This is a genomic window from Streptomyces murinus, assembly GCF_002154555.1.
GTDB classification, from domain to species: Bacteria; Actinomycetota; Actinomycetes; order Streptomycetales; family Streptomycetaceae; genus Streptomyces; species Streptomyces murinus.
In genome coordinates this window covers 1-14,302 of record NZ_MUNF01000051.1, presented here as the reverse complement: position 1 = coordinate 14,302, position 14,302 = coordinate 1, and the positions used below count along the sequence as shown (strand labels likewise).

Here is a 14,302-nt window from a genome sequence, read left to right as displayed (position 1 = left end):
AGATGTGTATACGAGACCGCCTCCTCCCCGCCCGCTCCCTCCGCGACCGCCTCCGGCAAGGTCAAGGCGTACGACACCGACGGCGGCCACGCGGTGTTCGAGCTGGGCGCGGCCGATGCCACGCTCGTCTCGGCGACGCCGGGGGCCGGCTGGTCGATGCAGGTGTGGAAGACGGCGACGTGGATCCGGGTGGAGTTCAGCCGGGGCACGGACCGGGTGTCGGTGTTCTGCACCTGGCACGACGGCCCGCCGCACGTGGAGATCGGCACCTACTGAGGCGGAACACCGGCGCTCAGCGGAACACCGAGGGCGGCGGGGCCGGGGAGTCCACGGCCGCCGCGTCCGTCACCGGCTGTGCGCCGCCGGTGAAGTCGGTGAGCCGGCGGCCGTGTTCGACCCGGGCGGTGTGCGGGTCGGAGGCGGCGCGCCGGGTGAGTTCGGACAGCGGCAGCGGCAGGTCGGAGGCGACCAGGATCGCGTTGCCGAAGCGTTTTCCGCGCAGTACGGCCGGGTCGGCGATCAGCGCGAGTTCGGCGAACCGGGCGGCCGCGGTGGCGATCTGGCCGCGCAGATGGGCGAGCGGCGGCCCGTCGGCGAGGTTGGCGGCGTAGATCCCGGACGGTTTCAGGGCGCGGCGCACCTCGTCGAGGAACTCGGTGGACGTGAGGTGGGCGGGGGTGCGGGCGCCGCTGAAGACATCGGCGACGATCAGATCGGCCCAGCCGTCGGGCACCTTGCCGAGTCCCGCACGGGCGTCCGCCGAGCGCACCCGGATCCGGGCGCTCGGATCCAACGGCAGCTCCCGCCGGACCAGTTGCACAAGGCTCGCGTCCCGTTCCACGACCTGCTGGGTGGACCGGGGCCGGGTGGCGGCGACATAGCGGGCGAGGGTGAAGGCGCCGCCGCCCAGATGGACGGCGTGCACGGGCTTGCCGGGCAGCGCGGCGAGGTCGATGACATGGCCGAGGCGGCGCTGGTACTCGAAGGAGAGATACCCGGGGTCGTCCAGGTCGACGTGCGACTGGGGCGCCCCGTCGATCAGCAGCGTCCAAGCCCGGCTCCGGTCCGGGTCGGGGACGAGCCGCGCGAGACCGCCGTCGACGGCTTCCTCCACGGCGGCGGTGGCGGCCGCTGCCCGCCGCGGGTTCCTTGACCTGCCCATCCGGTCATTTTCTCAGGTCTCCGCGGTAAACGTTTCAGCAGCGTTCTCCGACGGCTTCAGCAGCATTTGTCGGCGGCCTCGATCAGGCGCGCCGCCTCGCCGAGGGCCTCGCGCAGAACGGCCGGGTCGGTGGCGAGGTCGGCGTCGTCACCGGGGGGCAGCAGCCAGTCGGCGCCCGCGACCGGGGGTTCCGGGGCGAGGCGCAGACCGCGCCCGTTGGTCTCCGTGCAGGTGCTGCCCGGCACGTCCCAGCAGGCCGCGGTGCCCGCGGGCACCAGGAAGCCGAGGGTGTCCCGGTCGTCGTCGTGCAGCACCGGTCCGACCGCGTCCGCGGCTGCGCGCCGCAGGATGTCGACCGCCTCCAGGCCCTGCCGGGCCGGTACGGTCACCAGGTCGCACACCGTGTCGCCCGGGGCGGGCGGCGACGGCGAGGTACACGGTTCACTGCTCTGGCTGGTCTCCATGCCCGCCTCCACCACACAGCACTGTCGCGGTCAACACGTTCAACGCGCCATCCTGTCAACGGCTACGGCACAAGTGCGCCGCAAAGGATGGCACTTCATGGCAGATCACGGATGAGATATCCGCTTTTGTGGCCAAACCCAGCGTGGCGGGACCCTCACAGCCGGTACGTTCTTGCTCGCCGGAACCAGGGCACCACTCGGGCGCCATGTCCCGAACCCGCCCCGGTACCGGCATGGTTCGACGGTTCGCACGAGAGGACCCGGCCATGGCGTCGTCTACCGTGACCTCGTCACAGCCCGAACGGCCACCCCGGCCGAACCTCGCCTTCCGGCGGCTGCGCGGCCGGCGCTCACCGGCCGAGTTCGCGGCGCTGGTGCGGCGGGCGGCGCGGGAGATCGGTGAGCGGGTGAGCTGTGACGCGCGCTACGTCGGGCGGGTCGAGGCGGGTGAGATCCGCTGCCCGAACTACGCCTACGAGCGGGTGTTCCTGCATATGTTCCCCGGTCGTACGCTCGCTGACCTCGGCTTCGCGCCCCGCTCGTCCGTCCGCGGCCGCGCGGCGCGGACGGCCCCGCGGGCGGTCACCGCGGGCGGGGCGCGGGAGGTCGTCGCCGGGCACCCGGGCGAGCCGCAGGACCAGCATCACGCGCACGACCCGTATGACCCGCACGAGGTGTGCGACCCCCAGGGGCCGTACCCGTACGACCATCCGAACCACGAGGAGAGCGACGTGCTGCGTCGCGCATTCATGACCGGCGGGGCCACCGTGGCCGCCGCCGCTCTGGGCCCGCTGGGGCTCACCCCGGACACCGTGCCCGCGCCCCGCCGCTCGCGCCGGCCCGGGAGCACCGAGGCGACGGCCCTGGAGGAGGCGGTCCGCCGGATCCGGCTGCTGGACGACCGGCACGGCGCGGACGGCCTCTACCGGCGCGCGGCGGCTCCCCTGCGCGCGGCGTACGCGCTGCTGGACGCGGGCGCGACCCGGCAGTCCACCGTCGAGCGGCTGCACACGGGCGCCGGTGAACTCGCCATCTCCGTGGGCTGGCTGGCGCACGACTCCGGCCGCTTCGACGACGCGCGCTCGCACTACGCGGAGGCGCTGGCCACAGCCCGGATGACCGGGGACGAGGGGCTGGAGGCGCACGCCTTCTGCAACACCGCGTTCCTGGCGCGGGACGCGGGGCGGCCCCGGGAGGCGGTGCGCGCCGCGCAGGCCGCGCAGCGGGCGGCCCGGCCGCTCGGCTCCGACCGGCTGAACTCCCTGCTCGCGCTGCGCGAGGCGGGCGGTTGGGCGGGGCTGGCCGACCGCACCGGCTGCGCGCGGGCGCTCGCCCGGGCGCAGGCCCTGTTCGCGCGGGGGCGCTCCGCGGCCGACCCCGAGTGGATGAGCTTCTACGGCGAGGCCGAGCTGGAGGGGCTGGAGGCGCAGTGCTGGTCCATGCTGGGCGACTGGCCGCGGGCCTCCCGGCACGCCCAGCGGGCGGCGGACCTCCAGGACCCCCATTTCACCCGGAACATCGCCCTGTACACGGCGGAGCTCGCCGACGATCTCGCCCGCGAGGGCCGTCCCGACGAGGCGGCGCAGGCGGGGGTGCGGGTGCTGTCGCTGCTGGACCAGGTGCAGTCGTCCCGTATCCAGACGATGCTGGCCGGGACGGCGCGGGTGCTGCTGCCGCACCGGCGGGCGGCGGGGGTCTCGGATTTCCTCGACCGGCACAAGGCGTATCCGAGGGTGGCGGGGGCGTAGGCGAAAGACCCTAGCCCGCCAAGTGTCCCACGTCGTTCCAGCTCTCCAGTGCCGGTTCGCCGTACGCCCAGCCCAGGATCGACAGCGAGGTCGGGTTGAGACGGATGCGGGCCGCGAAGTCCAGGGGGAAGCCCAGCCAGCGTGCGGCCAAGGAGCGCAGGATGTGGCCGTGGGCGAAGAGGAGGACGTCGCGGTCGGCGGCGCGGGCCCAGGTGACGACCTCGTCCGCGCGGGCGGTGACCTCGGCGATGCTCTCCCCTTCGGGGACGCCGTCGCGCCAGATCAGCCAGCCGGGGCGGACCGCCTGGATCTCCGCCGGGGTCAGGCCCTCGTACGCGCCGTAGTCCCACTCCAGCAGCGCGTCCCAGGGCTCGGCCCGCTCCCCGAACCCGGCCAGCGCGCAGGTCTCCGCGGCGCGCACGAGCGGGCTGGTGCGGACCTCCACACCGGGCAGCCCGTCCAGCGGCGCCCGGTGCAGGCGTTCTCCGAGCAGCTTCGCGCCGTGCCGGCCCTCCTCAAGGAGCGGCACATCGGTCCTGCCGGTGTGCTTGCCGGACAGCGACCAAGCCGTCTGTCCGTGCCGGGCCAGCAGGATGCGCGGTGCCATGGGGGACCTTTCCGGGAGACGGACGCCCAAAAGACGTCACAGGAACAACAAGAGTCGGCCCCTCCATCATCGCTCACACCCTCAGGGGCAACCCCGCGCCCGGTCTCGGCGTCTTTGTGGGCCGGAGCCGTCCACACCGGACGACTCCGGAGCGCCCGCGGGGGCAGGAGAAGGACACCGTAAAGTGGCACGGTCGCCCGCCGGGGCGGCCGTACCGCAGAAGGGGGAGGGCGATCGGATGGCGCAGACCGAGACACCGGGCACCGAGGTGGCGCCCCGCACCCGGTTGCGCTGGTGGACCGAGCTGCCGCTGCTCCTGCTGGTCTACGGCTGTTACTCGGCCGGCCGCCTCCTGGTGCGCGGCGACGTCGACGACGCCGTGGACCACGGTCTTGCGCTGCTGCGCGCCGAGAAGCTGCTCCACCTGAACGCCGAGCACCCCCTCAACCGCCTGTTCACCCGTGAGCCCTGGCTCGGGATACCCGCGGACTTCTGGTACGCCTCGCTGCACTACCTGGTCACGCCCGCGATCCTGATCTGGCTGTTCCGCAACCGTGCCGAGCACTACCGGCGGGCCCGCGCCTGGCTGATGACGTCCACGTTCATCGGACTGATCGGCTTCACCCTGGTGCCGACCTGCCCGCCCCGGCTGCTCGCCGCCAACGAGGGCTTCGTGGACACCATGGCGCACTACAGCTCGTACGGCTGGTGGGGCGGCGACGCCAGCGCCCCGCGCGGCCTGGGCGGCATGACCAACCAGTACGCGGCGATGCCGAGCCTGCACGTCGGCTGGGCGCTGTGGTGCGGGGTGATGCTGTGGCGGCACGGCGGCACCCGGCTCACCAAGGTGCTGGCCGTGCTCTATCCGCTGGGCACCGCGCTGGTCGTCATGGGCACCGCCAACCACTACCTCCTGGACGCGCTCGCCGGTATCGCCGTGATGGGCGTCGGCCACCTGCTCGCGCCGCGTGTGCTGCGGGCCGTCGACCTGGTCCGGGCCCGGCAGTTCAAGGGCTTCGGAGCCGGGGGTTCCCCGATTGTCAGTGGCGGATGCCAGACTTCCGCGGGTGAGCGAATTCCACGGCAGCGCGAGTCGCGGCCCGGCACCAAAGCCGAGCCGGACCCATCCCCCACGGACGCGGGCGACGGGGCTCCGGCACCGGCTCGCTGAGCTGCGCGGCGCCGACGTACCGGCGAAGGCCCTGGACGCGCGCGCCCTCGCGGCGCTGGCCGCCAACCCCGGGTGCCGCAGACGGGCGATCCTGGACGGCGCCGGGGTGGACAAGGCCAAGCTGGCGAGCGCGCTCGGGGCGCCCTCCGGTTTCGGCCAGTCGCAGTTCGCGCTGACCCGGGGCAACGCGTTCGAGGCCAAGGTGAAGGCCGACGGCGGCGCCGAGCTGCTGCGCCTCGCGCACACCCGGCTCGACCCGGGCGCCGAGGCCCCGGCAGCCGCCGCGGTGCCCGACTTGACCGCCCAGGGCCCCGAGGGTCGTACGGCCCGTACGGCACTCGCGCTGCGCGAGGCCACCCGCGCGGGCGGCTGGACGCTGCTCGACCATCCGATGCTCGCCCTGGACGTGGCGGGCTCGCTCGCGTTCCTGGAGCCGGACGCGGTGGTGGTGCACCCGGACGGCAGCTGGTCCGTGGTGGAGATCAAGTCCTTCCCGATGCTGGACGGCTCGGCGGACCCGGCGAAGGTGGGCGCCGCCGCCCGGCAGGCCGCGGTGTACGTGCTCGCCCTGGAGGACGTCGCCGCCCGCCTCGATCCCGCCCCTCGGGTGCGCCACCGGGTGCTGCTGGTGTGCCCCAAGGACTTCTCGAACCTGCCGGCCGGCTCCGCGGTCGACGTGCGCAAGCAGCGGGCGGTCACCGCGCGGCAGCTTGCCCGGCTCACCCGGATCGAGGAGATCGCCGACGCGCTGCCCGAGGGCACCTGTTTCGCGCCCGACCGGGACACCGAGGAGCTGACCGCCGCGGTGGCGGCGGTCCCGGCGACGTACGCGCCCGACTGCCTGTCCACCTGCGAACTGGCCTTCCACTGCCGGGAGCGGGCCCGCGCGGCCGGCGCGGTCACCCGTCTCGGCCGCCCGCTGCGCGCCGAACTGGGCGGCCTGACCACGGTCGAGGACGTCCTCGCGGCGGCCCGCGGCGAGCTGGGCGACCCGGACGACCCGGCGGTCGCGGCGCTGCGCCGGGCGGCGGCCCTGCGCGCGGAGGCGCTCCAGGAGGCCCGGGCGCGGGAGGTGGCGGCCGTATGTCGCTGATCGACACCCTCGCCCGGCTGGAGGCCGTCGGCAGCGGACGGGCCCAGCCCCTCGCGACCGTGCGGCACCGGCATCTCTCCGCCCGTCCCCTGGTGTTCGTGCCGCTCACCACCGCGGGCGAGGCCGGCGCCCCGCTCGGCGCGCTGGTCGGCACCGACCGGGACGCGCCCCGGCTGCTGGTCGTGCCGCAGCCCCGGGACCGCGATCTGCGCTTCACGTTCCTCGCCGAGCTGGCGGACGTGATCCTGCCGTACATCGACTCCTACGCCACCGAGGTGGAGGCCGCCGAGCGCACCGAGACCGATCCGGAGACCGGCAAGCGGGTCAAGGTCGAGACGGAGCTGTGCGCGGACGCGCCCCAGCTGATCGTGCCGAGCCGGGCGGGCCTGGCGTTCGTCCGGCTGCTGGGCCGCTCCATGCGGTTCCGCCGCACCGCCGAACAGGACCCGGAGGCGCCCTATCCGGCGCCGCCCCGGGTGCCGCTGCTCGGGCGCTGGCTCACCCACTACGGGGAGCGGTCCCGGGTCCCAGGATCCGCGCTGCTGCTCGCCCTCACCGATGTGCTCTCCCGGCACTGGGCGACCGGCCAGTCGGGCCTGGAGGACCAGCATCTGGGCGCGCTGCTCGCCTGGCTCGACCCCCCGGCGGGCAGCAGCGGCGCCGAGGCCGCGCGGGCCGCCGAGCTGGACCGGGACCCGGCCGGGCAGCTGCGGTGCCCGCCCGCAGGACCGGCCACCGACCCGGCGTTCGACAACAAGCTGCTGGCCCCGGCGATCGAGCGGTACGACCGGGCGCGCACCGCCCTCGCCGCCGCCGAGGACCCGCTGGAGGCCGACGACCGGCTGGCCGCGCTCACCCGGGCCGAGCGGGAGGTCCGCGGGCTGATCGAGAGCCAGGCCCGGCCCACCTGGGACGCGGTGTGGCGGGGCCTGGACCTGCTGCGGGCGCTGCCGGAGGGCGGGCGGGCCGAGGAGCGCTGGATCCGGGACCGCTGGTCGTTCACCGGGCACCGGGACCGGGTGCTGGCCGGGGAACCCCCGCAGCCGCGCCGGGACGACGCGGTGACGGCGGCGAACAAACTGGCCACCCGGGAGCGGGAACAGGCCCGCCTGGAGGCGCAGGAGGCGCTGGACGATCCGCTGGTGATGGCGGGGCGGCGGCTGGCCGGGGAGGCGTTCGCGGGCGAGGTGACCGAGGTCGTCATGGCGTACAGCGAGGGCAGGCGGCCGAGCCCGCGCCCCCTGGTGACGGTCCGCAGCGACGACCGGCCGCATCTGGCGGAGCGGGCGAAGGTGTACCGCTCGCTGGGCGGCCGCCCGCAGTCGGCGGAGTTCGTGGAGCAGGCGGCCGAGGACGTGGTCGTGCTGCGGATCCTCGACAAGATGGGCCGCGGCAAGGAGCCGGAGCCGGGTTCGGTGCCGGAGAAGGGCGACCGGGTCTGCTTCACCCTCTTCGAGCACGAGCAGCGCGGCGGGGCGAAGCTGCCCGACCCGGAGGAGACCCCGTGGACGCACGGCGGGCCGCCCGGCGAGGCCGTGGCGGAGGCCGCCGATCCGATCACCGAGGAGGATGTGCTGTGACGACCGTCGACGTCGACCCCGGGGCCGCCGCCGCCCGTGCCACGGACGCGATCCTCCGCGACACGCTGGCCGCCACTGAGCGGGGCGTGGTGGTGGACTCGCCGCCCGGCGCGGGCAAGTCGACGCTGGTGGTGCGGGCGGCGCTCGAACTCGCGGACGCGGGGCGCTCGTTGATGGTGGTGGCGCAGACCAACGCCCAGGTGGACGACCTGGTGCTGCGCCTCGCCGAGAAGAACCCCGAGCTGCCGGTGGGCCGGCTGCACAGCAGCGACGCCGAGGCGTACGACAAGGCCCTGGACGAGCTGCCCCAGGTGCGTACGTCGGCGAAGGCGGCCGACCTCGCCGGGCTGCCGGTGGTGCTGTCCACGGCGGCGAAGTGGGCGCATGTGAAGGTGGACGAGCCCTGGCGGCACGCGATCGTGGACGAGGCGTACCAGATGCGCTCGGACTCGCTGCTCGCGGTGGCCGGACTGTTCGAGCGGGCGCTGTTCGTGGGTGACCCCGGCCAGCTGGACCCGTTCGCGATCGTGGGCAGCGAGCAGTGGGCGGGGTTGTCGTACGACCCCTCGGCGTCCGCCGTCACCACGCTGCTCGCCCACAACCCCGGGCTGCCGCAGCACCGGCTGCCGGTCTCCTGGCGGCTGCCCGCGTCCGCGGCGCCCCTGGTCTCGGACGCGTTCTACCCGTACACCCCGTTCCGCAGCGGCACCGGGCCCGGTGACCGCCGGCTCGCCTTCGCGGTGCCCTCGGACGGCTCGGGCCCCGACCGGGTGATCGACGAGGCCGCCGCCACCGGCTGGGGCCTGCTGGAGCTGCCCGCCCGGCACACTCCGCGCACGGACCCGGAGGCGGTGCGCGCGGTGGCCGCGGTGGTCCGCCGCCTGCTGGACCGGGGCGGCGCGGCGGTGTCCGAGCGCTCCCCCGACCCGGCCCCCCTGACCGCCGCCCGGATCGCCGTCGGCACCGCCCATCGCGACCAGGCGGCCGCGGTCCGCTCCGCGCTGGCCGACCTGGGCGTCTTCGAGGTGACGGTCGACACGGCGAACCGGCTCCAGGGCCGCGAGTACGACATCACGGTCGTCCTGCACCCGCTCTCCGGCCGCCCCGACGCCACCGCCTTCCACCTGGAGACCGGCCGCCTGTGCGTCCTCGCCTCCCGGCACCGGCACGCCTGCATCATGGTCTGCCGCGAGGGCGTGAGCGACCTCCTGGACGACTACCCCTCCACCGAACCGGTCCAACTGGGCACCCTGGTCAAGTTTCCCGACGGCTGGGAGGCGAATCACGCGGTGCTGGCACATCTGGCCGAGCACCGGGTGCGCTGGCGGCCGTGACCGACATCCCGGAGCCCGACCGACAAGCACCGAACCCGCCCCACCCCTCGCCGGACGGAGTCCGGCACGCCGCCGGAGGCGGCCGATGAAACAGCCCGGACGGCTGGGAGGCCAATCACGCGGTGCTGGCGCACTTGACGGAGCACCGGGTGCGCTGGCGGCCGTGACTGCCGAGTGCGCGAAGGGACCGGCCCTGCCCCCTTGCCCGCACGCGAGACAATGGACGGTGGCCCGGCAGACCCGCGGGGTCCGGTTGTCAGAGCCGTACGAGGAGGAGATGAAGACATGGCGGAGCCCACGCCGCGTCGGAACGAACCGCGGCTACGCCCCGCGCCCCTGATCTTCGAGCCCGCGGAAGCGGCCGCCGATCCCGAGCACTTCTTCCAGCTGGAGTCCATCGAGGATCCCCGGGCGCTGCTGTCCCGGGCGACGGAGCTGACCCAGGCGTTCCGCGCGGCCGCCGACCGTGCCGTGGAGTTCCAGGCCATCGCCGCGGCTCAGCTCGCCGATCCGCGCCGGTTCGACCGGCTGACCACCGCCGACATCGCCGAGCGCGCGGAGTGGACCGAGGACTATGCCAAGAGGATGGTCGAGTTCGGCCGGGATCTGATGCGCGGGAACAGCGAGGGCCGTGCCACCGCCGATCCCGTGTGACAACCCGACGTGACCCTCACCTGGCATATGCCAGGCGGGCAAGATACTCCTCTCCCCCACCCCCTGTCCCGGCTTTCCGCAACTCAGCAGAACCGGTTGCTCACTGCCGGTAGACCTGATCGGCATGAGCGGTACTCCGAACGTCACCCGCGTCACCTCCGACGGCGCCGCCTGGCTCGCCTCGGCCGGGCCGTACCCGCGGCGCGCGCCCGCCCCGGCCGTCCTGCCCTGCGGCACCGTCTTCGACGTGGTGAGCGCCCCGGTCGTCTTCGGACGCCGGATGCTGGACCGGCTCTGGGACAACGGCCCCGGCTCAGGCCCGGTCGCGATGTCCCGTGGCCGGATGCTGCTGTTCTGCGCCCCCGGCACCGCCCACCGACTGCCCTCGCTGCTGGCCTGGGAGGAATGGGGCTCGCACCGGGCGGCGGCCGTACCGCCCCTGCTGTGCCACGGCACCGGTGACGCGGTGACCGTCCCCGCGCCGGACGGCGACCCCTCGGCCGACCCCCGCTGGCTGGTCGCCCCGGACGCGCGTCACCCCTGGTTACCGGGCCCGGAGGTGCTGCTGTGGGCGGCGGTGCGGGCGGCCAGGGCGGCGGTGCGGATATCGATTTTTCCTCCCCCGGATCAGGATGCTAAGGTCTACGACGTCAGCAGGCGCCGCTAGCTCAGTTGGTTAGAGCAGCTGACTCTTAATCAGCGGGTCCGGGGTTCGAGTCCCTGGCGGCGCACGCGATGGCGATGGCGAGTTCTGACCGTAGAAAACACGGTCTGGACTCGCCATCGCTGTTTTTGCGCGGCTTCGCCGCGCGGTGTGGGGGCTTCGCCACCCACGCCCCCCTCAGGTCGGCCCCGTGGACGTCGGCCGAGAGGTCAGCCTCTGATCCGCTGCGTGATCCGCACCGTCCAGGCCCCCGAAGCCGTCCTGTCCTCCACCTCGACCTTCACGCCCTCCCCCGGCACGGTGAAGCTCTCCCCCAGGGCGACCGGGGCGTCGGCCAGGGGTGGGTAGACGGAGTCGTCGGGGCAGGCCGAGGTGTGCGGGTGGGCGTCGACCACCTCGATGGGGCCGCCGCCCGACTCGGCGCCGCTGCGCACCCGGTAGACGAGAATGCCCTCACGGCAGGTGGCACGGTCATTGCCGGCGGCGACGCGGGCCTCGAAGGCGAGGGCGCTGTCCGGACCGGTACGCACCACCGCCAGCTTCACCCCGTCGCCGAGCCCGAAGGCGGGCGCCCCGCCGGTGCCCTGCACGGGGATGCCCGGCCCCGCGGCGAGGGGTTCCAGGGTGATCCGGGTCGGACCCGCGCCGCGTACGCACATCACCTGGCGCGGATCCAGCCACCCCAGCCGCCACTTGTGCCAGGCGAACAGATCGGGGGAGAGCCCGAACTGGCTGCCCATCAGGTCCCAGTCGCCGACGTACGTGTCCCAGTCGCCCTTGCCGTCGGCCGGGCGGTGGTAGAGGTCGGGCAGATCGAAGACATGGCCGCTCTCATGGGCGAGAACCAGCCGATCCGGTGGATGCTTCTCGAACACCGTGACGACCCGTCGCACGTCCGTGCCGTCCACATGGAGGGGCGTATCGAGGTTGACGACTTTGGTGGCGTCGGAGTCCACGCCGGGCGCGTCCGGATCGGCGACGAGGTACACCACCTGGTAGCGGGAGAAATCCACCACCTTGTCGGCCACTTTGAAGGCGTCGTTCAGATATGCGGCCCGGTCCTCGGCGGCCCAGTCCCGCCGTATGGCGTACGCCGTCGACGGACGGGGCATACGCAGCCAGTGCGTCAGTGGATGCGGGCGAACGGTGAATCTGCCGTAGGAGGCCTGCTCGAAGTAGCGGCTGGTCTGCGGGAAGTGGTCGGCGGTCAGTTCCGCCGGGGTGGTGCGCGGGGTGCCGTCCGGGAAGGACAGGAAGATCATCACCGCGTCCAGCGCCCGGGTGGGGCGCGTGTAGTCGGAGTCCCAGCTGTCGACGCCCTCGGAGTGGTGGGCCTCGGTGCGGTGCAGGGCGCACGGGGCGGTGGAGAAGGGCTCGGCGACCGACGGGCCGGTGAAGATCGAGGTCGCGGCCAGCGCCGACAGCGTGGTGCACACGGCGGCGGTGCTGCGCAGCAGGGGCACGGACATGACCTCCGGACGCGGTTCGACAGACCCGCACCCAGGTTGCTGCGTTTCGCCACTCGATGCCCTGTTTGTCTGCACCAGAAGGGTGAGCGCTCCCCATTTGGGCGCCGGCGCACTACGGCGCTCGACACCCCCGATTCACTCACGGAACGTCACAACTGGTCGAGGGGCTCAATAACCCGTCCAGGTGCGGGCAGAAACGATCTGTCAGAAAGTCTGTCCGGTCCGGGACACTGGACGATGGCTGGAAGGGCCCGGGGCCAGCCTCTATGATCGGCACACTTTCCGGCACGGACAGAGATCGAGTGCACTGCGGGAGCGAGCGGTGAGCGGAACGTCCGAAGGGCCGACGCCCGCGGCAGACCTCGACCGGTCAGCCGTCACAGACAGTGATCACATCACCTACGACCGTGTCTTCGGAGCGGCGCCGCTCGCCATGGCCGTCGTGGATCGCGAGGGATTCGTCCTGCGCGCGAACCCGGCCTTCGGCGAGCTGCTCGGCACCGACTGCGACACACTCTCCGGCCGGTCAGCCGCCGATCTGGTGGACCTGACCGCCGACGCGCGTTCCTGGCACGCCTATCGGGAGGTGCTGTGCGGGCGGCAGGCCAGGCTGCGCTGCACCCGCAGACTGAAACATCCCGGGGGCACCTCGGTGTGGGTGCAGCTCACCGTGGTGCCGCTGGCCGACGGCGAGGCGGGCGTACTGCTGTCCGTCGCCGACATCAGCGCCCGCCGTGAACTCCAGGCACGGCTACGGCACTTGCAGATGCACGACCCGGTGACCCGGCTGCCCAACCGCACCCTGTTCTTCGAGCGCCTCTCGGCCGCGCTGGAGGCGGAGTCGTACGAGCAGAGCGGCACCGGCCGGATCGGGCTGTGCTATCTGGACCTCGACGGGTTCAAGGCGGTCAATGACACGCTCGGCCATCGTGTCGGGGACCGGCTGCTCGCGGCCGTGGCCGAGCGGCTGACCAGGGTCGCCGACGAGGCCGGGTTCGCGCGCGCCGCGACCCCCTTGGTGGCCCGGCTCGGTGGGGACGAGTTCGCGCTGCTGGTGGAGGACTCCACCGGCACCGAACAGCTCGCCGATCTCGCCGAGTCGGCGCTCGAGGCCCTTCAGGAGCCCTTCGACCTGGCCGGGCAGCGGCTGTCGCTGACGGCGTCCATCGGGGTCGTGGAGCGGCACGCGGCGGGCACCACGGCGACCGGTCTGATGCAGGCGGCGGATACGACGCTCTACTGGGCGAAGGCCGACGGCAAGGGCCGCTGGACGCTGTTCGACCCCGAGCGCAACGCACACCGGATGACCCGGCAGGCGCTGTCCTCCACGCTGCGGCCCGCCATCGAGCGGGGTGAATTCGCCCTGGAGTACCAGCCGTTGGTGGGTATGGAGGACGGCCGGCTGTCCGGGGTGGAGGCGCTGGTGCGCTGGCATCATCCGCAGTTCGGCACGCTGACGCCGAATCGGTTCATCGGGCTGGCCGAGGAGGACGGCTCGATCGTGCAGCTCGGCCGCTGGGCGCTGGTCACCGCGTGCCGGCAGGCCCGCCGCTGGCAGTTGGCGCATCCCGGTGAGCCGCCGATCTTCGTCAGCGTGAACGTGGCCGTGCGCCAGGTGTGGGACTCCGACCTGGTGGCCGATGTGGCGCAGACCCTGGCGGACACCGGACTGGCCCCGCATCTGCTCCAGTTGGAGCTGACCGAGTCCGCGGTGATGGGCTCGGCGGGCCGTCCGCTCCAGGCGTTGCAGGCCCTCAGCGACATGGGGGTGCGCATCGCCATCGACGACTTCGGCACCGGCTACTCCAACCTCGCCTACCTCAGCCGGCTCCCGGTCTCGACGCTGAAGCTGGACGGTTCCTTCGTCCGCGGCTTCCAGTACGAGGAGGCGTCCAAGGGGGCCGCGCCCAACCCCGCCGACGAGGTGATCGTGGAGGCGATGATCCAACTCGCTCACCGGCTGGGCCTCACGGTCACCGCCGAGTGCGTGGAGACCTCCGCCCAGGCCACCCGGCTGCGCCGCATCGGCTGCGACACCGGCCAGGGCTGGCTGTACTCCCGCCCGGTCCCGCCGGACCGCATCTCCGAACTGCTGGGGGCGCGGGCGTACACGGCGACGACGTGAGGCGGGTCCCGCACAGGGGCGGCAGGCCGCCTAGGGCCTGTCTGACAATTCCCGTCGTCGCCCGGAGGGCGGCCGCGCGGCGTCAGGTGCGTGCTCTCGGGGTGCCGGGCGTAGGCCCTCGTACTGGACGTACTTGGGTCTGCGCCCGGTGCCGCGAGAGTGCGTGCATGGCGTCGCGCGGCAGACGGGAATTGTCAGACAGGCCCTAGGTGTATTGACCACGAGCGTTGT

12 protein-coding genes, 1 tRNA gene and 1 pseudogene are annotated in these 14,302 nt (G+C 73.5%); 10 read left to right on the top strand and 4 right to left on the bottom strand.

The window, feature by feature from the left end; translation table 11 throughout:
- A pseudogene (locus CCN72_RS03990) lies at positions 1-276 on the top strand (hypothetical protein); the annotation flags it as partial.
- Positions 277-292: 16 nt separating this feature from the next.
- On the opposite strand, the gene CCN72_RS03985 reads toward CCN72_RS03990, so the two are convergent.
- Both CCN72_RS03985 and CCN72_RS03980 read right to left on the bottom strand, forming a co-directional pair.
- Complete coding sequence (locus CCN72_RS03985) at positions 293-1,162, bottom strand: spermidine synthase (protein WP_086806339.1); 870 nt, start codon at positions 1,160-1,162, stop codon at positions 293-295.
- Positions 1,163-1,218: 56 nt separating this feature from the next.
- Positions 1,219-1,626: a hypothetical protein gene (locus CCN72_RS03980; protein WP_086806338.1), complete on the bottom strand. Its 408-nt coding sequence runs from the start codon at positions 1,624-1,626 to the stop codon at positions 1,219-1,221.
- 266 nt (positions 1,627-1,892) lie between these two features.
- Between CCN72_RS03980 and CCN72_RS03975 the strand changes: the two genes are divergently transcribed.
- Positions 1,893-3,374: an NsdA family TPR-like regulatory protein gene (locus CCN72_RS03975; RefSeq protein WP_086806337.1), complete on the top strand. Its 1,482-nt coding sequence runs from the start codon at positions 1,893-1,895 to the stop codon at positions 3,372-3,374.
- Between the two features lie 10 nt (positions 3,375-3,384).
- Here CCN72_RS03975 and CCN72_RS03970 read toward each other — a convergent pair whose 3' ends face one another.
- Positions 3,385-3,981 (bottom strand): histidine phosphatase family protein, encoded by a 597-nt coding sequence (locus CCN72_RS03970; RefSeq protein ID WP_085564880.1) that lies wholly within the window; start codon positions 3,979-3,981, stop codon positions 3,385-3,387.
- A 238-nt stretch (positions 3,982-4,219) separates the two neighbouring features.
- Here CCN72_RS03970 and CCN72_RS03965 point away from each other — a divergent pair, with 238 nt between their 5' ends.
- From CCN72_RS03965 to CCN72_RS03935, 7 genes are all read left to right on the top strand, one after another.
- Positions 4,220-5,152 carry a phosphatase PAP2 family protein gene (locus CCN72_RS03965; RefSeq protein ID WP_086806336.1) on the top strand — a complete coding sequence of 311 codons (933 nt, stop codon included), beginning with the start codon at positions 4,220-4,222 and terminating at the stop codon, positions 5,150-5,152.
- Position 5,153: 1 nt separating this feature from the next.
- Positions 5,154-6,245, top strand: a complete 1,092-nt coding sequence (locus tag CCN72_RS03960; RefSeq protein ID WP_086806340.1) for a hypothetical protein — start codon at positions 5,154-5,156, stop codon at positions 6,243-6,245.
- The gene (locus CCN72_RS03955) at positions 6,236-7,825 is read left to right on the top strand and encodes a hypothetical protein (RefSeq protein ID WP_086806335.1); all 1,590 of its coding nucleotides are present in this window, start codon (positions 6,236-6,238) and stop codon (positions 7,823-7,825) included. The genes CCN72_RS03960 and CCN72_RS03955 overlap by 10 nt, the downstream gene beginning before the upstream one ends.
- Positions 7,822-9,159: an AAA domain-containing protein gene (locus CCN72_RS03950; protein ID WP_086806334.1), complete on the top strand. Its 1,338-nt coding sequence runs from the start codon at positions 7,822-7,824 to the stop codon at positions 9,157-9,159. The genes CCN72_RS03955 and CCN72_RS03950 overlap by 4 nt, the downstream gene beginning before the upstream one ends.
- A 285-nt stretch (positions 9,160-9,444) precedes the next feature.
- A complete protein-coding gene (locus tag CCN72_RS03945; protein WP_086806333.1) occupies positions 9,445-9,813 on the top strand; it encodes a hypothetical protein in 369 nt (122 codons plus the stop codon).
- Positions 9,814-9,937: 124 nt separating this feature from the next.
- A complete protein-coding gene (locus CCN72_RS03940; RefSeq protein ID WP_085564886.1) occupies positions 9,938-10,480 on the top strand; it encodes a hypothetical protein in 543 nt (180 codons plus the stop codon).
- Positions 10,471-10,544: transfer RNA gene (locus CCN72_RS03935), tRNA-Lys, on the top strand. The genes CCN72_RS03940 and CCN72_RS03935 overlap by 10 nt, the downstream gene beginning before the upstream one ends.
- Before the next feature lie 142 nt (positions 10,545-10,686).
- Here the strand turns inward: CCN72_RS03935 and CCN72_RS03930 are convergent.
- Positions 10,687-11,946: a M6 family metalloprotease domain-containing protein gene (locus tag CCN72_RS03930; RefSeq protein ID WP_086806332.1), complete on the bottom strand. Its 1,260-nt coding sequence runs from the start codon at positions 11,944-11,946 to the stop codon at positions 10,687-10,689.
- A 322-nt stretch (positions 11,947-12,268) separates the two neighbouring features.
- Here CCN72_RS03930 and CCN72_RS03925 point away from each other — a divergent pair, with 322 nt between their 5' ends.
- Positions 12,269-14,071 carry a putative bifunctional diguanylate cyclase/phosphodiesterase gene (locus CCN72_RS03925; protein WP_086806331.1) on the top strand — a complete coding sequence of 601 codons (1,803 nt, stop codon included), beginning with the start codon at positions 12,269-12,271 and terminating at the stop codon, positions 14,069-14,071.
- Positions 14,072-14,302: the final 231 nt, after the last annotated feature.

What these genes read in the sequence shown, in the direction of transcription:
- CCN72_RS03985 (WP_086806339.1), bottom strand. Translation starts at nt 1,162, where the DNA reads ATGGGCAGGTCAAGGAACCCGCGGCGGGCAGCGGCCGCCACCGCCGCC.
- CCN72_RS03980 (WP_086806338.1), bottom strand. Translation starts at nt 1,626, where the DNA reads ATGGAGACCAGCCAGAGCAGTGAACCGTGTACCTCGCCGTCGCCGCCC.
- CCN72_RS03975 (WP_086806337.1), top strand. Translation starts at nt 1,893, where the DNA reads ATGGCGTCGTCTACCGTGACCTCGTCACAGCCCGAACGGCCACCCCGG.
- CCN72_RS03970 (WP_085564880.1), bottom strand. Translation starts at nt 3,981, where the DNA reads ATGGCACCGCGCATCCTGCTGGCCCGGCACGGACAGACGGCTTGGTCG.
- CCN72_RS03965 (WP_086806336.1), top strand. Translation starts at nt 4,220, where the DNA reads ATGGCGCAGACCGAGACACCGGGCACCGAGGTGGCGCCCCGCACCCGG.
- CCN72_RS03955 (WP_086806335.1), top strand. Translation starts at nt 6,236, where the DNA reads ATGTCGCTGATCGACACCCTCGCCCGGCTGGAGGCCGTCGGCAGCGGA.
- CCN72_RS03945 (WP_086806333.1), top strand. Translation starts at nt 9,445, where the DNA reads ATGGCGGAGCCCACGCCGCGTCGGAACGAACCGCGGCTACGCCCCGCG.
- CCN72_RS03940 (WP_085564886.1), top strand. Translation starts at nt 9,938, where the DNA reads ATGAGCGGTACTCCGAACGTCACCCGCGTCACCTCCGACGGCGCCGCC.
- CCN72_RS03930 (WP_086806332.1), bottom strand. Translation starts at nt 11,946, where the DNA reads ATGTCCGTGCCCCTGCTGCGCAGCACCGCCGCCGTGTGCACCACGCTG.